This window comes from Streptomyces mauvecolor, assembly GCF_039532965.1.
GTDB lineage: Bacteria > Actinomycetota > Actinomycetes > Streptomycetales > Streptomycetaceae > Streptomyces > Streptomyces violascens.
Window position 1 is genome coordinate 48,587 of the sequence record NZ_BAAASQ010000010.1, and the last position, 21,633, is coordinate 70,219.

A 21,633-nucleotide genomic window follows, 5' to 3' on the forward strand; every position below is an offset into this window, starting at 1 on the left:
CGCCCTTCGGCGTACCCGCGGCCCTGCCTTGCACGGGGCCTGTCTGGGAGTATGGTGATCTTCGCCGTCTGCTCGGCAGGGACGCAGGCGTACGCCCCGCACGGCTCCCGCGGCGATCTCCGGGGAGCGGAGGGGTCTTGACGAACCGCACGCAGCGCGCAATTCTCAGGACGCGTCGTCACAACGATCCGGATCCGAGGCATGGATCGACGGCGAAGAGGGCAGTACTAATCTGCGTCTGCGCGGCGCACGGCTGACCGAGGTACCGAGGTACTTGAGAAGAGCAATGCGGGTCTCGAAAAATCCGCCCTGGACATCAGTGTGCCGAGTGGCTACACTGTCCCTTTGCGCTGCCTGTTAGCTGTCCCCTGCCCGTCACCAGGGGCATGCCCTCGCTTGAGCACCTCGGATTGAACCGCCCTGAACTGGCCTTTCCGGCCGAATCAGAAACGTCTCTCTCTGTGCCCACGTGGGACCGGTACGCGCGTAGTGAGTCCGAGCCCTCGGAAGGACCCCCTCTTGGCCGCCTCGCGCAACGCCTCGACCGCCAATACGAACAACGGCGCCAGCACCGCCCCGCTGCGCATCTCCTTTGCAAAGATCAAGGAGCCCCTCGAGGTTCCGAACCTTCTTGCGCTGCAGACCGAGAGCTTTGACTGGCTGCTCGGCAATGCCGCTTGGAAGTCTCGGGTCGAGGCCGCTCTCGAGAGTGGACAGGACGTCCCCACCAAGTCCGGTCTGGAGGAGATCTTCGAAGAGATCTCTCCGATCGAGGACTTCTCCGGGTCGATGTCGCTGACCTTCCGCGACCACCGCTTCGAGCCGCCGAAGAACTCGATCGACGAGTGCAAGGAGCGCGACTTCACGTTCGCGGCCCCGCTCTTCGTCACCGCCGAGTTCACCAACAACGAGACCGGCGAGATCAAGTCCCAGACGGTCTTCATGGGCGACTTCCCGCTCATGACCAACAAGGGCACCTTCGTCATCAACGGCACCGAGCGTGTCGTCGTGTCGCAGCTGGTCCGCTCGCCGGGTGTCTACTTCGACTCCAACATCGACAAGACGTCCGACAAGGACATCTTCACGGCCAAGATCATCCCGTCCCGGGGTGCCTGGCTCGAGATGGAGATCGACAAGCGCGACATGGTCGGTGTCCGCATCGACCGCAAGCGCAAGCAGTCCGTCACCGTTCTCCTGAAGGCTCTCGGTTGGACCACCGAGCAGATCCTGGAGGAGTTCGGCGAGTACGAGTCCATGCGCGCCACCCTGGAGAAGGACCACACCCAGGGCCAGGACGACGCGCTTCTCGACATCTACCGCAAGCTGCGCCCGGGCGAGCCGCCGACGCGCGAGGCCGCTCAGACGCTGCTCGAGAACCTCTACTTCAACCCGAAGCGCTACGACCTCGCGAAGGTCGGCCGCTACAAGGTGAACAAGAAGCTCGGCGCGGACGAGCCGCTGGACGCCGGCGTGCTCACCACCGACGACGTCATCGCGACCATCAAGTACCTGGTCAAGCTGCACGCCGGTGAGACCGAGACGGTCGGCGAGTCGGGCCGGAACATCGTCGTCGAGACCGACGACATCGACCACTTCGGCAACCGTCGTCTGCGCAACGTCGGCGAGCTCATCCAGAACCAGGTCCGTACGGGTCTGGCTCGTATGGAGCGCGTCGTGCGTGAGCGCATGACGACCCAGGACGTCGAGGCGATCACGCCGCAGACCCTGATCAACATCCGGCCGGTCGTCGCCTCCATCAAGGAGTTCTTCGGCACCAGCCAGCTGTCGCAGTTCATGGACCAGAACAACCCGCTGTCGGGTCTCACCCACAAGCGCCGTCTGTCGGCGCTCGGCCCGGGTGGTCTCTCGCGTGAGCGGGCCGGCTTCGAGGTCCGTGACGTGCACCCGTCTCACTACGGCCGCATGTGCCCGATTGAGACCCCGGAAGGCCCGAACATCGGTCTGATCGGTTCGCTCGCCTCGTACGGCCGCGTCAACGCGTTCGGCTTCATCGAGACGCCGTACCGCAAGGTCGTCGACGGCCAGGTCACCGACGAGGTCGACTACGTCACCGCCGACGAGGAGGACCGCTTCGTCATCGCGCAGGCCAACGCCGCGCTCAGCGACGAGATGCGGTTCACCGAGCCGCGCGTCCTGGTCCGCCGCCGTGGCGGCGAGGTCGACTACGTGCCCGGCACCGAGGTCGACTACATGGACGTCTCGCCGCGCCAGATGGTGTCGGTCGCGACCGCCATGATCCCGTTCCTCGAGCACGACGACGCCAACCGTGCCCTCATGGGCGCGAACATGATGCGTCAGGCCGTGCCGCTGATCACGTCCGAGGCGCCGCTCGTCGGCACCGGCATGGAGTACCGCTGCGCGGTCGACGCCGGTGACGTCATCAAGGCGGAGAAGGCGGGTGTCGTCCAGGAGGTCTCCGCGGACTACATCACCGTCGCCAACGACGACGGCACGTACACCACGTACCGGATCGCCAAGTTCTCCCGCTCCAACCAGGGCACCTCGGTCAACCAGAAGGTTGTCGTGGACGAGGGCGCCCGCGTGATCGAGGGCCAGGTCCTGGCCGACGGTCCCGCCACCCAGCAGGGTGAGATGGCGCTCGGCAAGAACCTGCTCGTGGCGTTCATGCCGTGGGAGGGTCACAACTACGAGGACGCGATCATCCTGTCGCAGCGCCTCGTGCAGGACGACGTCCTCTCCTCGATCCACATCGAGGAGCACGAGGTCGACGCCCGTGACACCAAGCTCGGCCCGGAGGAGATCACCCGGGACATCCCGAACGTCTCCGAGGAGGTCCTCGCCGACCTCGACGAGCGCGGCATCATCCGTATCGGTGCCGAGGTCGTCGCCGGCGACATCCTCGTCGGCAAGGTCACGCCCAAGGGTGAGACCGAGCTGACGCCGGAGGAGCGCCTGCTGCGCGCGATCTTCGGTGAGAAGGCCCGCGAGGTGCGTGACACCTCGCTGAAGGTGCCGCACGGCGAGACCGGCAAGGTCATCGGCGTCCGCGTCTTCGACCGTGAAGAGGGCGACGAGCTGCCGCCGGGCGTGAACCAGCTGGTTCGTGTCTACGTGGCGCAGAAGCGCAAGATCACGGACGGTGACAAGCTCGCCGGCCGTCACGGCAACAAGGGTGTCATCTCGAAGATCCTTCCGATCGAGGACATGCCGTTCCTCGAGGACGGAACTCCGGTCGACATCATCCTCAACCCGCTCGGTGTCCCGTCCCGAATGAACCCGGGACAGGTCCTGGAGATCCACCTCGGCTGGCTCGCCAGCCGCGGCTGGGACGTCTCCGGTCTGGCCGACGACTGGGCCCAGCGTCTGCAGGCCATCGGCGCCGACCAGGTCGCCGCCGGTACCAACGTCGCGACCCCGGTCTTCGACGGTGCCCGCGAGGACGAGATCTCCGGTCTCTTCGAGGCCACGATCCCCAACCGCGACGGTGACCGCCTGGTCCAGCCGTCCGGCAAGGCGCAGCTCTTCGACGGCCGCTCCGGCGAGCCGTTCCCGGACCCGATCTCGGTCGGGTACATGTACATCCTGAAGCTGCACCACCTGGTCGACGACAAGCTGCACGCCCGCTCGACCGGTCCGTACTCGATGATCACCCAGCAGCCGCTGGGTGGTAAGGCCCAGTTCGGTGGCCAGCGCTTCGGTGAGATGGAGGTGTGGGCGCTGGAGGCATACGGCGCCGCGTACGCCCTCCAGGAGCTGCTGACCATCAAGTCCGACGACGTGACCGGCCGTGTGAAGGTCTACGAGGCCATCGTCAAGGGCGAGAACATTCCCGAGCCCGGCATTCCCGAGTCCTTCAAGGTGCTCATCAAGGAAATGCAGTCGCTCTGCCTCAACGTGGAGGTGCTGTCCTCGGACGGCATGTCCATCGAGATGCGCGACACGGACGAGGACGTCTTCCGCGCTGCGGAGGAGCTCGGTATCGACCTGTCCCGGCGCGAGCCGAGCAGCGTCGAAGAGGTCTGACGGGTCTGGTGGGGGGCTCTCCCTGAGAGCCCCCCACCGTCCCCGGACCCCCCTCAGACCATCTTGAAGAATCGACCCCGAAAGAGGGATTGACGACAAGTGCTCGACGTCAACTTCTTCGACGAGCTGCGGATCGGCCTCGCCACCGCTGACGACATTCGTCAGTGGTCCCACGGTGAGGTCAAGAAGCCGGAGACCATCAACTACCGCACCCTCAAGCCCGAAAAGGACGGACTCTTCTGCGAGAAGATCTTCGGTCCGACCCGGGACTGGGAGTGCTACTGCGGCAAGTACAAGCGCGTCCGCTTCAAGGGCATCATCTGTGAGCGCTGTGGCGTAGAGGTCACGCGTGCCAAGGTGCGCCGCGAGCGGATGGGCCACATCGAGCTTGCCGCTCCCGTGACCCACATCTGGTACTTCAAGGGCGTTCCGTCGCGTCTTGGCTACCTGCTCGACCTCGCGCCGAAGGACCTCGAAAAGGTCATCTACTTCGCCGCGTACATGATCACGTTCGTGGACGAGGAGCGCCGTACGCGCGACCTGCCGTCGCTGGAGGCGCACGTCTCCGTCGAGCGTCAGCAGATCGAGAACCGTCGCGACTCGGACCTCGAAGCCCGCGCCAAGAAGCTCGAGACGGACCTCGCCGAGCTGGAGGCCGAGGGCGCCAAGGCCGACGTGCGCCGCAAGGTGCGCGAGGGTGCCGAGCGCGAGATGAAGCAGCTGCGCGACCGTTCGCAGCGCGAGATCGACCGCCTCGACGAGGTGTGGAGCCGCTTCAAGAACCTCAAGGTCCAGGACCTCGAGGGCGACGAGCTGCTCTACCGCGAGCTGCGTGACCGCTTCGGCACGTACTTCGACGGCTCGATGGGTGCCGCTGCTCTGCAGAAGCGCCTGGAGACCTTCGACCTCGACGAGGAGGCCGAGCGCCTCCGCGAGATCATCCGCACCGGCAAGGGCCAGAAGAAGACCCGTGCGCTGAAGCGGCTGAAGGTTGTGTCCGCGTTCCTGCAGACCTCCAACAGCCCCAAGGGCATGGTCCTCGACTGCGTCCCGGTCATCCCGCCGGACCTGCGTCCGATGGTGCAGCTGGACGGTGGCCGCTTCGCGACCTCCGACCTGAACGACCTGTACCGCCGCGTGATCAACCGCAACAACCGCCTGAAGCGACTCCTCGACCTCGGTGCCCCCGAGATCATCGTGAACAACGAGAAGCGCATGCTTCAGGAGGCCGTCGACGCGCTCTTCGACAACGGCCGTCGTGGTCGCCCGGTCACGGGCCCCGGCAACCGTCCGCTGAAGTCGCTGTCCGACATGCTCAAGGGCAAGCAGGGTCGATTCCGTCAGAACCTGCTCGGCAAGCGTGTGGACTACTCCGCGCGTTCCGTCATCGTCGTCGGTCCGCAGCTGAAGCTGCACCAGTGCGGTCTGCCGAAGGCCATGGCGCTGGAGCTCTTCAAGCCGTTCGTGATGAAGCGCCTGGTCGACCTGAACCACGCGCAGAACATCAAGAGCGCCAAGCGGATGGTCGAGCGCGGCCGCACGGTCGTGTACGACGTCCTCGAAGAGGTCATCGCCGAGCACCCGGTTCTGCTGAACCGTGCGCCCACGCTGCACCGCCTCGGCATCCAGGCCTTCGAGCCCCAGCTGGTCGAGGGCAAGGCCATCCAGATCCACCCGCTCGTCTGCACCGCGTTCAACGCGGACTTCGACGGTGACCAGATGGCCGTCCACCTGCCGCTCTCCGCGGAGGCGCAGGCCGAGGCCCGCATCCTGATGCTGTCCTCGAACAACATCCTGAAGCCGGCCGACGGCCGTCCCGTCACCATGCCGACCCAGGACATGGTGCTCGGCCTCTTCTTCCTCACCACGGACGAAGAGGAGCGCGAGGTGAAGGGCGCGGGCCGTTCCTTCAACTCGACCGCCGAGGCGATCATGGCGTTCGACGCCCGGGAGCTCTCGCTCCAGGCGAAGGTCGACATCCGCTTCCCGATCGGCACCGTCCCGCCGCGTGGCTGGACCCCGCCGCTCGACGAGGACGGCGAGACGACCTGGCAGCAGGGCGACTCGTTCCGTCTGCGTACGTCCCTGGGCCGCGCGCTCTTCAACGAGCTGCTGCCCGAGGACTACCCGTTCGTCGACTACTCGGTGGGCAAGAAGCAGCTCTCCGAGATCGTCAACGACCTCGCCGAGCGCTACCCCAAGGTCATCGTGGCGGCGACGCTCGACAACCTGAAGGCGGCCGGCTTCTACTGGGCGACCCGTTCCGGTGTCACCGTGGCCATCTCCGACGTCGTGGTCCCCGAGGCCAAGAAGGCGATCGTCGCGGGCTACGAGGCGCAGGACGAGAAGGTCCAGAAGCAGTACGAGCGCGGTCTGATCACCAAGGACGAGCGCACGCAGGAGCTCATCGCGATCTGGACCAAGGCGACCAACGAGGTTGCCGAGGCGATGAACGCGAACTTCCCCAAGACGAACCCCATCTTCATGATGGTTGACTCGGGTGCCCGAGGAAACATGATGCAGATGCGTCAGATCGCCGGTATGCGTGGTCTGGTGTCGAACGCGAAGAACGAGACCATCCCGCGTCCCATTAAGGCGTCCTTCCGTGAGGGCCTCACCGTTCTGGAGTACTTCATCTCCACGCACGGTGCCCGTAAGGGTCTGGCGGACACCGCGCTTCGTACCGCCGACTCGGGTTACCTGACCCGTCGTCTGGTGGACGTCTCGCAGGACGTCATCATCCGCGAGGAGGACTGCGGCACCGACCGCGGCCTCAAGCTCAAGATCGCGGAGCGGGGCGCCGACGGCGTGCTGCGCAAGACCGAGGACGTCGAGACCTCCGTCTACGCCCGCATGCTCGCCGAGGACGTCGTCGTCGACGGCAAGGTCATCGCGCCGGCCAACGTGGACCTCGGTGACGTGCTCATCGACGCCCTCGTGGGTGCGGGTGTCGAGGAGGTCAAGACCCGCTCGGTCCTGACCTGTGAGTCCGCGGTCGGCACCTGTGCCTTCTGCTACGGACGCTCGCTCGCCACCGGCAAGCTGGTCGACATCGGTGAGGCGGTCGGCATCATCGCCGCCCAGTCCATCGGTGAGCCCGGTACCCAGCTGACGATGCGTACCTTCCACACCGGTGGTGTGGCCGGTGACGACATCACGCAGGGTCTGCCGCGTGTCGTCGAGCTCTTCGAGGCCCGTACGCCCAAGGGTGTCGCGCCGATCTCGGAGGCCAAGGGCCGCGTCCGGATCGAGGAGACCGAGAAGACCAAGAAGATCGTCGTCACCCCGGACGACGGCAGCGAGGAGACGGCGTTCCCGATCTCCAAGCGTGCCCGTCTGCTGGTCGGCGAGGGCGACGCGGTCGAGGTGGGCCAGAAGCTCACCGTCGGTGCCACCAACCCGCACGACGTGCTGCGGATCCTCGGTCAGCGTGCGGTCCAGGTCCACCTGGTCGGCGAAGTCCAGAAGGTCTACAACAGCCAGGGCGTGTCGATCCACGACAAGCACATCGAGATCATCATCCGGCAGATGCTGCGCCGCGTGACGATCATCGAGTCCGGCGACGCGGAGCTGCTGCCGGGCGAGCTCGTCGAGCGCTCGAAGTTCGAGACCGAGAACCGTCGTGTGGTCACCGAGGGCGGTCACCCCGCCTCCGGCCGTCCGCAGCTGATGGGTATCACCAAGGCCTCGCTGGCGACGGAATCCTGGCTGTCGGCCGCCTCCTTCCAGGAGACGACCCGAGTCCTGACGGATGCGGCGATCAACGCCAAGTCCGACAGCCTCATCGGCCTCAAGGAGAACGTCATCATCGGTAAGCTCATCCCGGCCGGTACGGGTCTGTCCCGCTACCGCAACATCCGGGTCGAGCCCACCGAAGAGGCCAAGGCCGCGATGTACTCGGCCGTCGGCTACGACGACATCGACTACTCGCCGTTCGGCACGGGCTCCGGCCAGGCCGTTCCGCTGGAGGACTACGACTACGGTCCGTACAACCAGTAAGGCGTACGTCTGCCGAAGGGCGCCCACTCCGCTTGCGCGGGGTGGGCGCCCTTCGGGGTTTTCAGCGGGCGGCGATCTGCCACAGGCCGAGCGCCGTGCCGGTCACCGCGGTGAGCGCGGCGATGCTGGTGACCGGCCAGCGGGCCCGCTCCAGTGCGTCGAGGCGGCTTTCGTGGTCGGCCAGCTGGCGGTCGGTCTGGTCGCTGCGCTGCACCAGGAGGGCCAGCGCCCCGTCGACCCGGGCGAACCCGGCCTCCAGGGTGCCGCGAAGGCGCTCCAGCTCCAGGGCGACCGCCACCGGGTCACCCGGGTCAGGCTCGGTCATCGGCGGCACCCGTGGGCTGGGACTGGGTGCGCAGCCAGCCGGGCAGCAGGGCCTGCACGGCGGGCAGGGCCATGACCCGGGCGAGCCCGCCGGCCACGGCGAGTACCCCGGCGACCCAGGGGAGGCTGGCGGAGACGCCGGAGGCGTCCACGATGGCGGGTAGCGCGAGGGCGAGGCCGACGGCCGTCTGCAGGACGGTGCGCAGGGCGTGCTTGGCGGCTTCGGACATGGGGGTTCTCATTTCTGGGGGCCGGGCGACGGGGAAGGGGATCAGGCGGTGTACGGGACCTTCAGGGCGTCCCAGGAGCTGCGGCCGGGCACGCCGTCGGCGTCCGCGCCGTCGAAGCCGAGCTTCTGCTGCCACAGGGCGTACGAGGCGCGGTCGGCGGAGCTCCAGCGCGGGCCCGGGCCCTCCGCGTACGCCGAGCAGCCCTCGGCGACCAGGCGGCGGCCCATCGCGGTGATCACCGGCGAGTTCCGGCCCTCGGTGAAGAACTCGGCGCCGGGGAAGGGCTGGTGGCGCCGCGGGCCCTCGGCGCGGGCCGCCGCGGCGAGGGCGGCGGCGCTCTCGGAGGTGTCGTCCGGCTTCCCGGACAGGCGGGCGGCGATGCGCGAGCGCATGTCGGGCATGCCGAAGCCGCGCGGGTCGCTCTTCCAGTCCGACCACTCCAGGTGGCCGATCACGCTCTTCGCGGACCAGCCGTGGGCCCGGCAGAGTGCCGCCGAGACCCGCTCGATCGCGTCGAGCTGGGCGGCCGGCCAGGGGTCGGAGCCGTCGCCGAGGTTGACGCACTCGAAGCCGTAGAAGCGGGCGTTGCCGTCGACCGCGCCGGAGCTGCCCTCGTGCTGGTGGGTGGCCGGGGGCCGGGTGTCGTAGTTCTCGCCGATCACGGCGTTCAGGACGGCCGGGTCGCCGCCGCCCGCGTGGTTGGCGCGGCCGTTGCCGACCAGGTGGACGGTGCCGTCCTTGGCGATGACGCCGTGGCACAGCGGGCCGGGCAGCTCGTCGTAGCCGTCGTAGCACAGGCGGACGGAGGAGTCGGTGCCGCTGCTCACGGTGTGGTGGACGATCACGCCGTTGACCGGACCCCAGGCGCCCTTGTGGTTGCGGTTGTGGTCGCGCCAGCCGTCGACCTCGACGACGGCGACGCCTTCGGCGCGCAGTGCTGACACAAATGCTTCTGCGGACAAGGGAGTTGACATGTGATTCCTCTCGGAGTGCCGGAGTGGGGACGGGCGAAAGCCCCCCGCGCCGCGGCGTCGGGGGGCTTTCGGGGTGGGGCGGGGCCGGTCAGGCGACGGCGGCCCACAGGGAGTTGGTGTCGGTGACGATGGACTTCGGGGCGAAGCCGGTCGGCAGCGCGGCCTGGCCCGTCGCGGGCAGCCGGCCGTAGCGGGCGAAGGCGTTCGGCATCCGGGCGGAGCCGGCCGGCCGGTCTCCCGCGCCCGCTCCCATCGCGAACGCGGGGCCCTTGCCCGGCTCGGAGGGACCGTTGATGAGCAGCGCCACCCAGTAGCTGCCGGCCGGGGCGTCGTACGCCTTGGTCAGCGGGCACACGGCGGTGGCGCCGTCCTTGATGACGTCCTTGAGGGAGCCGGTGATGCCGACCCGGGTGCCGTTCGCGTCGTACAGACCCGCGTACGTCGCCTCGCTGAGGGTGCCGCCGACGTAGCCGGTGCAGTAGAAGGCGACGCTGCTGAGGGTGGCGGGGGTGTTGAGGCGGATGCCCATCAGATAGACGGAGCCCGCGCCGCAGTACTGCGAGCGGTTGCCGGAGGTGGCCGCCGGGTCGAAGCCCCAGGCCTTGAATCCGAGGTCGCCGGGGGCCCAGCTGCCCGGCGTCGCGACGGCGTCGACGTAGTCCCTGCGCGCCAGATGGGCCGCGGCCGTGGGGGCGGCGGCCGAGGACGGTACGGACGTGAAGGTCTTGGCGCCGTCGATGCTCTGCGCGCCGGTCAGCAGGACCGCCGAGCCGAGCGGGGCGGCGCCGATGGAGGCCGCGTCCAGGACGACCTTGCCGGTGCGGTCGTTGACCGACTGGACGGGGATGCCCTCCGGGCGTACGTAGCGCAGATCGCCGGCCGCCTGGTCGAGCGCGTTGACGTCGGCCGCGCTCAGCACGACCGCGCCCTTCTTGCCGTTGACGGACGACACCGGGTCGACCGTGCCCGGCGGCAGCTGCGCGACCGGCACCCGCCCGGCCGCGTCCAGTGCGGCCACGCCGTTCGCGACACCGACGGAAGCCGCGGCCACCGCCTGGACGTCGGCGGGCGCGAGCACGATGTCCGCGGTGTTCCGGCCGTTGACCGACCGCACGACGCCGGGCGCGCCCGCCGGTCCCGCCGGGCCCTGCGCGCCGGCCGGTCCGGGCGGGCCGGGCACGGCGACGTACTCGGGCGCCTGCGGGTCGGCGGGGGCGAGGTCGGCCAGGTCGACGGTGGCCTGGGCGGCCGGGAGCACGATGTTGTACGTGCGGTTCGCGGGCAGGCCGGAGAGCTGCTCGGTCACCGTGTACTGCCACTTGACCGGGTTCATGCCCGGGGTGTCGGTGGCCGGAAGGACCGCCCTGATCCGGCCGTCCGCGTCCAGCGGGGCCACGATCGGGCCGCCCAGGATGACATCGCTCGCGGTGTGCGTGAGCAGGGTGGGGGCGCTGAAGGTGACCGTGCCGCTCAGGGCGAGGCCCGCCGGGGTGAGGTAGCGGGCGGTGACGGTCACCGTGGGAATGGTGGTGGGCAACACGGAGGGGCTCCTTGAACTGTCGGGCGGGGGTCAGGACTTGACGCCGTACAGCGCGCGCGGCGAACAGCGGACGGCGGCGCCGGGCGCGGTGGCCCTGGCCTGCACCAGGAAGGTCACCGGGCTGTCGTACGGGGCCCCGAGGGGCGCGGTGAACTCCAGCGTTCCCGCGGCGCTCGGCCCGACCTGGGCGCCGTTGACGAGCAGCCGGACCTCGCCGCCCTGCGTCGCCGCGATCAGGCAGTACAGATACGGGTGCTGGGCGATCGCGTTGCCGTTGTAGAGGGTGGTCCACTCGGTGGCCGAGGTGGCCTCCCAGTGGCCGGTGTCCTCCGGGGTGGGCAGCGGATACGGGATGTACGGGCGGGCCAGGCCCTCGCCGCCGGTGTCGTCGGCGAACAGCGCGTTGCCCTTGCGGTCGAATACCTTCACCGACTGGTTGGGCTGGAGGTCGGGGGCGTCCGCGTGCACGGTGAGGGCCTTGGAGCCGTCGTCGCGCCGCACGAAGAAGCCCTGCTGCTCCTCGCCGCCGGGCCGGGCCGGGGAGACCTGGCCGATGTAGAGGAGCTCGGCGCCCTTCTGCTCGTCGCGGTTGCGCACCGCGAGCTGCCCGCCGTCGCTGATGACGACGTTGCCGCCGCTGATCCGGTCCATCGCGGGCCGGGTGTTGGCGCTGCCCATCAGGGCGCGGACCTGGCGTTCCAGGGCACGGATGCGGTCCAGGAGATCCGTGGGGATCGCGGCCATCTAGGCGTCCTCCAGTTCCAGGTAGAGCTTCGCGGTCTCGCCGCGGCCGCGGCCGGGCGGCGTCACCGTCAGGCCGACGACCCGGTAGCGCGGGTCGGCGCCGTCCTGGTGCCAGCCGTCCCGGATGCGCAGCAGCACCGAGGCGCCGATGAGGGCGGGGGTGATGCGGCCGTCCACGCGGATGGTGATCTCGGGGATGACCTGCGGGCGCCGGGCGCGGGCCAGTTCGGCCCGGGCCAGGCTGTCCAGGACGGCCTTGTCGGAGATGCCGCTGTGGTCCGAGGAGCCTTCGAGGCGGGGCCAGCCCGCGTCGAGGTCGTCGGCGGCGACGGCCGGGTCGGACATCTGGGGCAGCGAGGCCGCGGCGTTGTTGTTGTTCGCGGTCTCGCCGCGGGCCAGCCACACATTGGCCTGCACGGTCGAGTCGGCGGGCAGGCTGTAGGTGAGCACCGGTCCGGGCCGGTCCAGGACGATCGGCACCGAGCCGGTACGGATCTTGGGGTGGCCCAGCTGGAGCTTCTTGACCCGGGCGCCCGTCTCGGAGTCGCGGTAGCACTGGATCCGCCACTCGAATCCGTACTGGAGGGCGGCGAGCGCGTCGATCAGCTCGCGGACCCGGGCGAGGTCGGTCCGGCTGTAGGCGTGGCTGCCGAGGACGCCCGACAGGTCCTCGTCGAGGGCGATGCCGATGTCACCGCCGGGCTGTTCCTGGACGTGCCGCAGGAGCGCGCGGACGATCTCGAACTGGTCCGTGCCGGGGGCCGGGAAGGCCAGGTCGCCCGAGAGGATGCGGTGGTCCAGGTAGGAGTCGAAGGTGCCCGCCTGGATCTGCACCTCCAGGCGGCCCCGCTCGTCGCCGGCCGGGGTGCAGGTCCACAGGATGCCGCCCCACCAGATGTCGGAGCCGCGCTCCAGCCAGACCGCGGTGCGGCCGGGCCGGAGCGCCCCGCGGGCCCGCTTCGCGAGCGCCGCGTCGGGCAGCGGCACGGTGGCGCGCAGCTGGCCGGGTTTGCCGATGAAGTCGTCGAACTCGACCTCGGTGAGCGGCAGCGCGTCGATGACCCGGTCGGTGCGCAGATCGCAGAACAGGGCGCGGTAGGTGACGTCGCCGGTGGGCGTCACGCGGTTCACGGGGCGACCTCGTAGGTGCCCCACACCTCGTACCAGCTGCCGGGCACCGGCGTCATCGGGTCGTCGGCGTCGACCCACACGCCGGTCGGCCTGCCGTTGGACTGGATGGTGGACCAGTTCCGGGCCACGCCGTTGGGGTGGTAGGCGGTGCTGGTCTCGGCGCCGCCGTAGAAGTAGCCGCCGGGGTCGCCGCCGGTGCGGGCGCGGAAGTTGACGGTCAGACCGCGCGGGCCCGCCGGGCGGACCGGCAGGGTCAGGTACCAGTTGCCGTTGCGGCCCGGGCCGCCCCAGTTGCTGGTGGAGCCGATGGTGAGCGCGGCCTGGAAGTGCGCGATCGGGCCGTCCTTGATGTACCGGCCCCACAGCGTGCCGTTGCCGATCTTCGGGACCGGCGCGCCCGCGGTGGCCTGGCCCCAGGCGGGCGTGTAGTCCTGCCAGCCCGGGCGCGGCTCGGGGTAGGGCCGCCACTCCGTACCGTTCCAGCGCTCCAGGCTGCCGCCGTTGTCGCGGTACTGGCCGGGGTAGGAGCCGCGGTAGGCGGGTCCGCCCGCCGGGATGATGCCGCCGACCGACGCGGTGGGCCGGCGCAGGTCCTTCACGGCGGTGGTCCAGTCGATGCCGCCGTTGCCCGCGGAGGCCCCGGCCGGCACCCTGACCTCGGCGAGTGCGAGGGCCGCCTCCGGCACGCGGGGTGCGACGGGGGAGGCGGCGTAGTCGCCCTGGACGATTTCGAGGACGGCGGCCGTCTTGCCCGCGTCGTCGTACACCCGCAGCACGACGAGGTCGACGCGGGGCAGGCCCGGGTCGCCGTCGAGGAAGGTGAGGCTCGTGTACTCGGAGATGTAGACGGGGTAGGCGCCGGAGCCCGCGCGGCCCTGGACGACGGCCCGGCCGGGAGCCACGAGGCCGCTCATGCCCGCCGTGTCGCCGAAGACGTACAGGCCGGACATGAGGAACTGGCCCTCGGGGGAGCCGGGGATCACGCCGCTCCGGGTGGCGAGCGGGCCGTCGGGGGCCATGGTGCCGATCGGGGCGAGCCGGGTGTCGAGCCGGGACTGCCCGCCGTTGCCGTCGGTGCTGTTGAGCAGCCAGGCACTGCCGATGTTCATGCGAACTCCTAAGTGGTGTACGGAAGTTGAGGTGCGGTCGCGCTTTACCAGTGGGCGTTGCGCCAGGTGACCGTCGCCGACGGCTGGGGCCCGGCGGGGCCCGGGGCCGAGCCCGCCTCGCAGCGGAAGCCGAACGTGCTCTGGCCCGGCGCCAGCTGGAAGAGCTGCTCGGGCGTGGACCAGGCCGAGGCCGTGTGGATGCGCGAGGCGGTGTTGTTGAGCAGCACCGTGCCCGCGCCGGTGTCGACGGTCAGCACGTCGGACGCCGCCAGCGCGATGTCGTACTCCAGGCGCAGCCCGTCGCCGAGCCGGGTCAGCGACGGCTTGCGGACCGGGCCGCGGAACTCGATCACCGGGTTGGCGGGCGCGTCGCCGCTGTTGAACGCGGTGGCGAGCCCGGTGGACCTGGCCGTGCCCCACCCCAGCGGCCAGGCGAGGCCGGAGGCCGGAACGGGGGCCGGCGGCGCCTCGGTGGGGGCGACGAGCGCGGCCGGGGCGCCGGTCGGCCGGGTCTCCTCGTCGGGCTTGGGCGGCGGCTGGTTCGGGTCGACGGTCTGGGCGGGCGGCCGTTCCCAGGTCAGGCCCGTCTCGGGCAGCGGAAGCCCGGTGCGTACGGACTGCACGTCGAGCGAGAAGCGGCGCGGATCGGCGCAGACCCACTGCACGGTCGCCTTGGCGGCGCCCTGCGTGACGTACATCCGGTCGTGCGGAATCGAGCGCTGGCTGACCCGGGCCCGCACGGCCAGCGTCTCGCCGTGCAGCCGTACGGCCAGCCACTGCTCGCCCGCGTGCACGGAGGTCGCGGCGCGGAACCGCTGAGCCACGGCGGCCGCCTGCTCGCGCTGGTCGGGCAGCAGCCAGACGGACGCGGTGACGGTACGGGCCTGCGACCACTGGGCGCCGGGCCAGGCACCGTGCTGGTCGGGGCGCAGCACGTCGCCGCTGTCGAGGCCGGGGAGGTCGGCCCAGCCGGTGAGACCGCTGTCGGAGATCTCGTAGTCCGTGCCGGGCCCGAAAAGAAGTCCGGCCCACTGGATCTGCCCGTCGCGGGTGATCAGTGAGCCGGGGGGTTCGGTCGTGGTGGTCAACTGTGCTGGGGGCATGGGTGGTTGGCCCTCACCTTCTGGGTTACGTCGTGTGCGCCAGGAAGAGCAGTTCCTCGGCGATGCCGTACGAGCCGCGGCCCTCGGGCTCGTGGTAGTGCTCGATACGGGGGGTGCGGTCGGCGGGCCGCGCGGTGCGGGCCGCCTCGGCGGTGCGGGCGAGCAGCGCGTCGAGCTTGGACAGCGGCAGGACGGCCTCGGCCTCGCCCGCCTCGGCGAGGATCACCGGGACGCCGCCGGTACGGGGGGAGACGACCCCGCCCTCGGCGAGCATCGGGATCTTGGCCAGGTCGACGCCGAAGTGCTTGCCGAGGAAGGTGAAGCTGAGGCTGTTGAGTCCGTCGATGACCCAGTTGGCGAAGGCGATGAGCCCGTTGATCGGGCCCTTGATGACGCCGACGGCCATCTGGAAGCCGCTCTCCAGGAAGCCGCCCATGCCGTGAAGTGCCTTCTCCATGGCGGAGTTGACGGTGCGGAAGGCGCCCGGCACGGACGTGGTGACCCACTTCAGGGCCGGCTTGATGACGTCCGCGAGGCCCTTCCAGAACCCGAGGACGACGGTCAGATAGCCGGTGACGACGGGAGCGATGTACGTCAGGGCGGTCTCGATGAGGCTGCCGACGGTGGAGAACACCGTCTCCATGAGCTGCTGTCCGAGCTCGGAGTTCAGCGCGAACTCGATGAGCTGCTCGGCGAACGGGGCGAGCAGGGTGGCGACCAGGACCCATGGGTTGGCCTTCATGACCAGGTTGACCGCGGTCATGACCGCACCGGCGATCTTCAGATTGCCGCCGAAGAGGGTGGCGACCTTGCCGAGCGCGCCGGAGCCCTTGCCTGCAAGACCGATGGACTTGGCGGCACCGTCGGAGCTCCGCTTCAGGTTCTTGAGCTCGCGGGTGCCGCGCTGGGCGCCGGACTTGACCTTCAGGATCCCGGAGCCGGCCCCGGCAGCCTGCCGCCCGAGCGCCCCCGCGGCCCGGCCGGCCGCGTCGGCGCCGGTCGCGAACTGCTTGATGCTCTTGCCGGCCTGGGCGGTGGATGCCTTGATCCGGTCGACGGCACGGGCGGCGCCGGTGATGCCGATCCGGGCGCTCCCGGCGGCCCGGGCGGCCTGGCCGACCGAGCCGCCGAAGTTACGGAACGCGCCGCTGGAGTTGGCGAGCGGATGGGCCGGGGCTGCGGCCATGGGTGTCCTCCCTCCGAGGGGTGTTCCGGGTGGTGTGGCTCATCCCCGGGCCTTGGCGAGGAAGAGGAGGGCGCGGGCGGTGTCCTGGGGGTCGGTGCTCTGGGTGGCGTAGTAGTTCTCGATGTGGAACCCGTCGCCGTACCCGCCCAGCCCGGCCGGGGCCGACGCGGCACGGGCCGCGGTACGGCTCAGCAGCCGGTCCAGCTTCGACAGCGGCATGACCGCCTCCGACTCACCCGCCTCGGCGACGATCGCGGGCACGCCGCCGCTGCGCGGGGCGACGATGCCGCCCTCCGCGAGCATCGGAATCCTCGGGATGCTGACGCCGAAGGTCTTCCCGCCGACCAGCGGGACCCAGCCGGGGATCGAGACGTGGATGCCGTTGAGCGCGCCGATGGCGGAGTTGATGAGCCCGATGACCATGTTGAGCGGGGACTTCACCGCCGACAGGATCCCGTCGAAGACCGACCCCGCGAAGCGGGAGAGCCCGCCCCAGGCGCCGGACAGGGCGTTCTTGACGGTGTCGAACGCGCCGGGGATGAAGCTGGCGATCCACAGGGCGATGGGCAGAATAGCCCCCTTGATCCCGTTCCAGACCGACGAAATGACCTTCCCGGTCGCCTTCATCAGCGGCCCGATCGCCTTCATCACGGTGTCGACGACCTTGCCGATGACGTCGAAGGCGACCTTCATGATCTTCTGCATGGCCTTCGACTTGGTCGCCATGGCGACGACCTTCTCGATGAGCGGGGCGAAGAGTTCGAGCAGCATCCCGATGACGTTGCCCTTCATGGCCTTGTTGAGCCCCTTGAACCCCCCGTCGGCCTTCTTGAGCCCGCCCTGGAGCTTCCCCATGGAAACCCCACCGGTCCCGGCCTCCTTGCCGACCTTCCCCACCGACTTGGCGGCCTGGTCGGCGGCGGTCTTCATCCCCTTGAGCTCACGAGCGGACTGCTGAGCGGCCCCCTTGATCCGCCCGACGTTGGTATGGGCCGTCCCGGCCTGCTTACCGAGCGATCCGGCGGAGCGGCCGGCGCCGTCGATTCCTGTTTTGAATCCTTTTAGGGAGCCGGAGGCTCTGGTTAGGGATTGGACGAGGGACATGTGGCTTCCTCTCCTTGGTGGAACGACCCCGTCTCTTCGCTAGCCGATCGCAACGGTCAGCCTCTGTACGGCTTGCGCGGTCCTTGCTATGTCTCCGCTCTCGTCGTCGCGGAGTTTTCGGGTATTACCTTTCTTGGATTCATCTGCCGCATGGACTCGTTTCAGTTCTTGTTGTGCTTTTTCTATCTTGCTCTGCATCTTCTGCAGCTTGCCGAAATCTCGAGCGAACTTCTTCTGCAGATACTTGTCGTCGCGGTTGTTCGCGGCGGCCGTGCGAAGTCTGGAAACCTCCCGAATCCTTGCATCGATCTTGTCCATGCGTTTCGTCATGGCCTTTTCGGCGGACTCGCCCTTGGCCTTGTCGTCCCTGGCGTGCGGCCAAGTGACCTTCTGCTTGCCGAAGAGGACGATTCCCTTCTCGTCGATCTTGAGTGCTGTGAAGTCGATTTTCACGGCAGTCAAGCCTAGAGCTGTCACGCCCAGGCCGAGCTTTACGTAATCCAGGCCGACGCTCAGGCCATTCACCTTGGACTTGAGCAGATCCCCCTCTTCTTTCGAAAAGTAGTGCAATCTGCCGAGGTCGTTCAGCCATTCAGGAATGGGACCCTTGGCTGGCGAGGGATGGGCTTCCGTGGATTCTGACATTTCGTACCATTTCTCGCCAATCGGGGCGATCTTGTGGTGATTTCGGGTGTTAAGATGACCTTCTCTTTTGCTTCTCTTGAGGGGGGAATTACTGCTGTGGGTGTCATTATCGTGATCGGAATCGGACTGTTAGTTCCGCTTCCGTTCTTTTATGCCTTCGTCATGGTTCCGCGCTCCCGGGCGCGCATACTGAAGCAGCGCGGAGTTACCGTCACCGGGGAATGTGTGAGGATTTCGTGGGACGAGAACGCGTCAATATCGACCATCAAATATGTGACGAAGGACGGCAGAAGGTCTACGCACCGGACCCGCCCCAACTACTCGATGCCGATCGAGCCGGGTGACGAGGTCGAGGTCGTCTACGACCCGCTGCACTCCGACCGTGCGCAGCTGAAGGGCTGGCTGGACGGAGAACCTGGCCAGAAGTTCACAACTCGGGCCATGCTGATCCTGGAAGGATTTTTCCTCATACCCCAGCTGCTGTGGGTGTACGTAATCTTCTACAACATCTTCTGAGGCTTCCCCGCATGGCTACCGGCTCAGGAAAAGAAGCGCATCAGTTGATCGGCGCTGGGTTGTCCCGGCGCCGGGTGGTCTTCATCCTGCGCGGCATCGGCATCCGGCCTTTCGCCGTTCAGCTGCGGCCGCGGCACCCCCTCCGGATACTCCAGCGGGTCCGCGTCCTCGCCCGAATTGATCGTCGCCGTCATCCAGTTCGCCACCGCCAGGTGGTCCACCGTCGCGGCCAGCAGATGGGTGGACGCGTCCCACTCCACCGCCTCGCCGTGCAGGTCGCGGTTGACCGCGCTGTCGCGTGGCAGGTGCTTCACAAGGACCGCGAGGCGGCGGGACGACACCGCCCCGCGGTGCCAGTCCAGCAGGTCCACGCCGTAATGGCGCAGCAGGTCGGCTTCCAGAGCCTCGGCGTGTTCTTCGGCGAACGCGTCGAGGCTCAGTCTTCCCCCAGGCCGAGCCCGGTCTCCTTGCCGTACGCCTCCAGGATCGCGGCGATGTCCTGCATCGTCACGTCGTGGTCGAGGAACCGCTTGAACTGCGCCTCGCCGAGGAGCAGTCCGAGCAGCCCGTCGACGTCGCTGTCGTCGAGCTCGCGCAGCGCGCGGGCCGTGCGGTGGCCGATCTCGGTGGGGAGTTCGAAGGTGTCGCCGTCCAACTGGAAGGACCAGGCGGCCCCGTGGGCCTCCAGGCGCTGGGCGCGGGCCGCGTTGACATCGAATCCGGACATGGTGCTGCTCCTAAGTAATTGAGAAGAAGGGGGGAAGGAGAGGGGCGCCGCCCCGGCGACGGGGGCGTGGGGCGGCGCCCCATTCGGGTGGGGCGGGGCTTCAACCCCCGCCCCCGGCGCGCTACTTCGTAGCGAACGCCTTGTCCTTCATCAGCCACGTCGCCAGCGGCGCGTCCGGCTTCGTGGCCATGGCCGTGAAGGTGACGCCCAGCTTCACCGCGCCCTTGCGGTTGAGGTCGACGTCGTCGCTGACCGTCACCAGACCGCGCGGCACCACGAAGCGGTAGCGCACCTCGGCGCCGTCGGTGAACTCCACGCCGAGCGCGCGCTCGTCCTCGCCCTGGTCGCTGTGGATCTCGTACTTGTAGAGGCCCGAGTTCGGGGCGGTCTCGACGACCTCGCCGCCGCCGAAGAAGAACGGCAGGGTGTCCTCGTTGAGCTGGAGCATGCCGAACTTCAGGGTCAGTTCGCGCTCGGTGTAGATGGTGCGGGCCGGGGTCAGCGACTGCCAGGTGTCGATGTTGGCGGTCTTGCCCTTGCGGCCGAACTTCACGCCGTCGGTGCTGGTGTAACCCAGGTCGTGCCAGGCGGTGCCCCAGTCGGCGGTGGTGTCGGCGGGGGCGTCGGTGCCGACCTTGGCGAGGAAGATGCGGCCGGTGCCGGCCACGCGGATCTCGCTCGGGTTCATTCCGGACATGGTGGTTCTCCTGGTTCGTTCGGGATGTGCGAAGGGCCCCGCCGGAAGTCGGCGGGGCCCAGTGGTGGAAGGGGCGGGTTACGACGGGCGCAGGGACAGGCGCACCGTCGTCAGGTAGCGGTTGCCGGCCGGCCGGTTGTAGTCCGGCAGCCAGCGCACCGCCTCGGTCTCCACGACGTCGGTGACGACCGCGGTGCCGTACGAGGTGCCGCGGAGCTGGAGGAGCGCGGCGCGGACCGAGAGCGACACGGTGTGTGCCTCCGTCTTGGTCCTGCCGTACACCTCCAACTCGACGAGCGGCTGGTCGAGATGGAGGTCGTCGACCCAGGCGCCGCCGGTCCGCGAGACGAGCACTGCCTGCTGCGTACCGTCGAAGTTGGCGGGCGGGCGGTTGTCGACCGCCACCCCGGCCAGCTCCGGCCGGTACTTGAGGTGGTCGACGATCAGGCGCTCCACATCGGGGAACGCCAGCAGGGCCTCGTTCAACCGAGCCTCCTTTCCAAGGGGTTTCCAACGGAGCCGTCGTGCGTCGAGCGGCCGGTGGGCACGGCCGCGCGGGGCAGTGCGGAGGGCGGGAGAGCGGGCTGCCGTTCGGCCCGTACGCACCGGAGCGCTCAACGCGAAGCGGCGGACGCCGCGCCCCGGTTGGGGGCACAGCTCCGCCGCTGCACCTATTGTGAACGAGATCGTCCGGGCTCGCAACTTGGAGTTTCGAGTACGCAATTACGCCCTCCGGCCGGAACCCCCGTCCGCCGGGGGCTCCGGGGGTGCGGCCCTCGGGGAACCGTGGTGGCTCCGGGGTCCGGCCCTCAGGGAACACAGTGTCAGTTCCTCGGGTTAGGTTTGTGGTTGTCGCGCACTCTGGGGCATCTCGTGACAGATCCCCGGGAGTGGCACGGAAGGGCATATGGGCCGGCAAAGAGCACCTGGGGGTGGCATGAGCGAGCAGGTCGTGGGGTGCGGAGGAGTCACGCGGTGAGTGTGTACAGCGAGCGCGTCTCGGACGTCGTGACCGCCACTGTGGAGGTGGCCGCCGACTCCGCCGCCGCCGGGTCCTTCACTCCCGAGGTCGCCCGGGCGCTCTCCGCCGTCGTCGGCAAGGTGGCGGAGCGGGTCATCGGGGACGCGGAGCTCAACGGGTTCGTCACCGGGTGGCAGGAGGCCATGGCCACCCTCGGGGACGACACCCCGGCCGACGCGCAGGTCTACCAGGTGCCCGCGTGGGACGTGCGCGGCCCGGCCGGGCGCAGCGGTTCGCCGCGGCCCCGGGTGCGTTAGCGGTCCGCCGCGCACAGAGCACGCAGAAGTGCCCCGCAGTCATCCCGGCTGCGGGGCACTCGTATGTACGGAGATGAATTCAGGCGCGGAGCTCGTGGGGCCGGCGCGTGGCCCGCTCGGCGGCGAAGACGTCCGCCAGGTGGAAGAGATGGGAGCGGCCGCTGCGGCCCGCCGGTGCGATGTGCCCGAGCTGGACCCACTTGCGGATGGTGTCCGGGGCGACCGCGGCCTCCTCGGCCGCCATCGCCGTGGTGACGAGGGCCCCGGCCGGGGCGTAGGGGGGAGTCGTACGCGTGGCCGTGCGCGACGTATTCATCGGGC

The 21,633-nt window shown here is 69.2% G+C and carries 20 protein-coding genes; 4 read left to right on the forward strand and 16 right to left on the reverse strand.

Features of this window, described 5'->3' with window-relative positions; translation table 11 throughout:
* The first annotated feature begins 519 nt into the window (after positions 1-519).
* Positions 520-4,005 (forward strand): DNA-directed RNA polymerase subunit beta, encoded by a 3,486-nt coding sequence (gene rpoB, locus ABD346_RS15110; protein WP_344375218.1) that lies wholly within the window; start codon positions 520-522, stop codon positions 4,003-4,005.
* A 99-nt stretch (positions 4,006-4,104) separates the two neighbouring features.
* Entirely contained in the window at positions 4,105-8,004 is a 3,900-nt protein-coding gene (locus ABD346_RS15115) for a DNA-directed RNA polymerase subunit beta' (RefSeq protein WP_114037211.1), read from the forward strand.
* Between the two features lie 61 nt (positions 8,005-8,065).
* Here ABD346_RS15115 and ABD346_RS15120 read toward each other — a convergent pair whose 3' ends face one another.
* The 11 genes from ABD346_RS15120 to ABD346_RS15170 all read right to left on the reverse strand — a co-directional run bounded on the left by ABD346_RS15120 (position 8,066) and on the right by ABD346_RS15170 (position 18,094).
* Entirely contained in the window at positions 8,066-8,329 is a 264-nt protein-coding gene (locus tag ABD346_RS15120; RefSeq protein ID WP_344375221.1) for a hypothetical protein, read from the reverse strand.
* Positions 8,316-8,558, reverse strand: a complete 243-nt coding sequence (locus ABD346_RS15125; RefSeq protein ID WP_344375222.1) for a hypothetical protein — start codon at positions 8,556-8,558, stop codon at positions 8,316-8,318. Before ABD346_RS15125 ends, ABD346_RS15120 begins: the two co-directional genes overlap by 14 nt.
* A 41-nt stretch (positions 8,559-8,599) precedes the next feature.
* Entirely contained in the window at positions 8,600-9,532 is a 933-nt protein-coding gene (locus ABD346_RS15130) for a peptidoglycan-binding protein (RefSeq protein WP_344375224.1), read from the reverse strand.
* Positions 9,533-9,620: 88 nt separating this feature from the next.
* Positions 9,621-11,072 (reverse strand): phage tail protein, encoded by a 1,452-nt coding sequence (locus tag ABD346_RS15135; RefSeq protein ID WP_344375225.1) that lies wholly within the window; start codon positions 11,070-11,072, stop codon positions 9,621-9,623.
* 30 nt (positions 11,073-11,102) lie between these two features.
* Complete coding sequence (locus ABD346_RS15140) at positions 11,103-11,816, reverse strand: hypothetical protein (RefSeq protein WP_344375226.1); 714 nt, start codon at positions 11,814-11,816, stop codon at positions 11,103-11,105.
* The gene (locus tag ABD346_RS15145) at positions 11,817-12,947 is read right to left on the reverse strand and encodes a hypothetical protein (protein WP_344375228.1); all 1,131 of its coding nucleotides are present in this window, start codon (positions 12,945-12,947) and stop codon (positions 11,817-11,819) included.
* Complete coding sequence (locus ABD346_RS15150; protein WP_344375229.1) at positions 12,944-14,056, reverse strand: hypothetical protein; 1,113 nt, start codon at positions 14,054-14,056, stop codon at positions 12,944-12,946. Before ABD346_RS15150 ends, ABD346_RS15145 begins: the two co-directional genes overlap by 4 nt.
* A 44-nt stretch (positions 14,057-14,100) precedes the next feature.
* Complete coding sequence (locus ABD346_RS15155; RefSeq protein WP_344375230.1) at positions 14,101-15,159, reverse strand: phage distal tail protein; 1,059 nt, start codon at positions 15,157-15,159, stop codon at positions 14,101-14,103.
* 25 nt (positions 15,160-15,184) lie between these two features.
* Positions 15,185-16,345, reverse strand: coding sequence for a hypothetical protein (locus ABD346_RS15160; RefSeq protein ID WP_344375232.1), 1,161 nt, complete (start codon positions 16,343-16,345; stop codon positions 15,185-15,187).
* A 39-nt stretch (positions 16,346-16,384) separates the two neighbouring features.
* Positions 16,385-17,449, reverse strand: a complete 1,065-nt coding sequence (locus ABD346_RS15165) for a phage tail family protein (RefSeq protein ID WP_344375233.1) — start codon at positions 17,447-17,449, stop codon at positions 16,385-16,387.
* A 39-nt stretch (positions 17,450-17,488) separates the two neighbouring features.
* Positions 17,489-18,094, reverse strand: coding sequence for a hypothetical protein (locus tag ABD346_RS15170; protein ID WP_344375235.1), 606 nt, complete (start codon positions 18,092-18,094; stop codon positions 17,489-17,491).
* A 273-nt stretch (positions 18,095-18,367) separates the two neighbouring features.
* Here ABD346_RS15170 and ABD346_RS38625 point away from each other — a divergent pair, with 273 nt between their 5' ends.
* Positions 18,368-18,610 carry a hypothetical protein gene (locus tag ABD346_RS38625; RefSeq protein ID WP_425582996.1) on the forward strand — a complete coding sequence of 81 codons (243 nt, stop codon included), beginning with the start codon at positions 18,368-18,370 and terminating at the stop codon, positions 18,608-18,610.
* A gap of 23 nt (positions 18,611-18,633) precedes the next feature.
* On the opposite strand, the gene ABD346_RS15180 is transcribed toward ABD346_RS38625, so the two are convergent.
* From ABD346_RS15180 to ABD346_RS15195, 4 genes are all read right to left on the reverse strand, one after another.
* Positions 18,634-18,981: a hypothetical protein gene (locus ABD346_RS15180; protein ID WP_344375237.1), complete on the reverse strand. Its 348-nt coding sequence runs from the start codon at positions 18,979-18,981 to the stop codon at positions 18,634-18,636.
* 65 nt (positions 18,982-19,046) lie between these two features.
* Positions 19,047-19,337 carry a hypothetical protein gene (locus ABD346_RS15185; RefSeq protein WP_344375239.1) on the reverse strand — a complete coding sequence of 97 codons (291 nt, stop codon included), beginning with the start codon at positions 19,335-19,337 and terminating at the stop codon, positions 19,047-19,049.
* 121 nt (positions 19,338-19,458) lie between these two features.
* Complete coding sequence (locus tag ABD346_RS15190; protein WP_344375240.1) at positions 19,459-20,034, reverse strand: phage tail tube protein; 576 nt, start codon at positions 20,032-20,034, stop codon at positions 19,459-19,461.
* A 78-nt stretch (positions 20,035-20,112) separates the two neighbouring features.
* Positions 20,113-20,520: a hypothetical protein gene (locus tag ABD346_RS15195; RefSeq protein WP_344375242.1), complete on the reverse strand. Its 408-nt coding sequence runs from the start codon at positions 20,518-20,520 to the stop codon at positions 20,113-20,115.
* A 489-nt stretch (positions 20,521-21,009) separates the two neighbouring features.
* Between ABD346_RS15195 and ABD346_RS15200 the strand changes: the two genes are divergently transcribed.
* Positions 21,010-21,312: a hypothetical protein gene (locus ABD346_RS15200; RefSeq protein WP_344375243.1), complete on the forward strand. Its 303-nt coding sequence runs from the start codon at positions 21,010-21,012 to the stop codon at positions 21,310-21,312.
* A 79-nt stretch (positions 21,313-21,391) separates the two neighbouring features.
* Here the strand turns inward: ABD346_RS15200 and ABD346_RS15205 are convergent, their stop codons facing one another.
* On the reverse strand, positions 21,392-21,628 hold the full coding sequence (locus ABD346_RS15205; protein WP_344375434.1) for a hypothetical protein: 237 nt from the start codon (positions 21,626-21,628) through the stop codon (positions 21,392-21,394).
* Positions 21,629-21,633 lie beyond the last annotated feature (5 nt).

What these genes read in the sequence shown, in the direction of transcription:
- ABD346_RS15130 (WP_344375224.1), bottom strand. Translation starts at nt 9,532, where the DNA reads ATGTCAACTCCCTTGTCCGCAGAAGCATTTGTGTCAGCACTGCGCGCC.
- ABD346_RS15125 (WP_344375222.1), bottom strand. Translation starts at nt 8,558, where the DNA reads ATGTCCGAAGCCGCCAAGCACGCCCTGCGCACCGTCCTGCAGACGGCC.
- ABD346_RS15190 (WP_344375240.1), bottom strand. Translation starts at nt 20,034, where the DNA reads ATGTCCGGAATGAACCCGAGCGAGATCCGCGTGGCCGGCACCGGCCGC.
- ABD346_RS15140 (WP_344375226.1), bottom strand. Translation starts at nt 11,816, where the DNA reads ATGGCCGCGATCCCCACGGATCTCCTGGACCGCATCCGTGCCCTGGAA.
- ABD346_RS15165 (WP_344375233.1), bottom strand. Translation starts at nt 17,449, where the DNA reads ATGTCCCTCGTCCAATCCCTAACCAGAGCCTCCGGCTCCCTAAAAGGA.
- ABD346_RS15185 (WP_344375239.1), bottom strand. Translation starts at nt 19,337, where the DNA reads ATGTCCGGATTCGATGTCAACGCGGCCCGCGCCCAGCGCCTGGAGGCC.
- ABD346_RS15150 (WP_344375229.1), bottom strand. Translation starts at nt 14,056, where the DNA reads ATGAACATCGGCAGTGCCTGGCTGCTCAACAGCACCGACGGCAACGGC.
- ABD346_RS15205 (WP_344375434.1), bottom strand. Translation starts at nt 21,628, where the DNA reads ATGAATACGTCGCGCACGGCCACGCGTACGACTCCCCCCTACGCCCCG.
- ABD346_RS15155 (WP_344375230.1), bottom strand. Translation starts at nt 15,159, where the DNA reads ATGCCCCCAGCACAGTTGACCACCACGACCGAACCCCCCGGCTCACTG.
- ABD346_RS15160 (WP_344375232.1), bottom strand. Translation starts at nt 16,345, where the DNA reads ATGGCCGCAGCCCCGGCCCATCCGCTCGCCAACTCCAGCGGCGCGTTC.
- ABD346_RS15170 (WP_344375235.1), bottom strand. Translation starts at nt 18,094, where the DNA reads ATGTCAGAATCCACGGAAGCCCATCCCTCGCCAGCCAAGGGTCCCATT.
- ABD346_RS15120 (WP_344375221.1), bottom strand. Translation starts at nt 8,329, where the DNA reads ATGACCGAGCCTGACCCGGGTGACCCGGTGGCGGTCGCCCTGGAGCTG.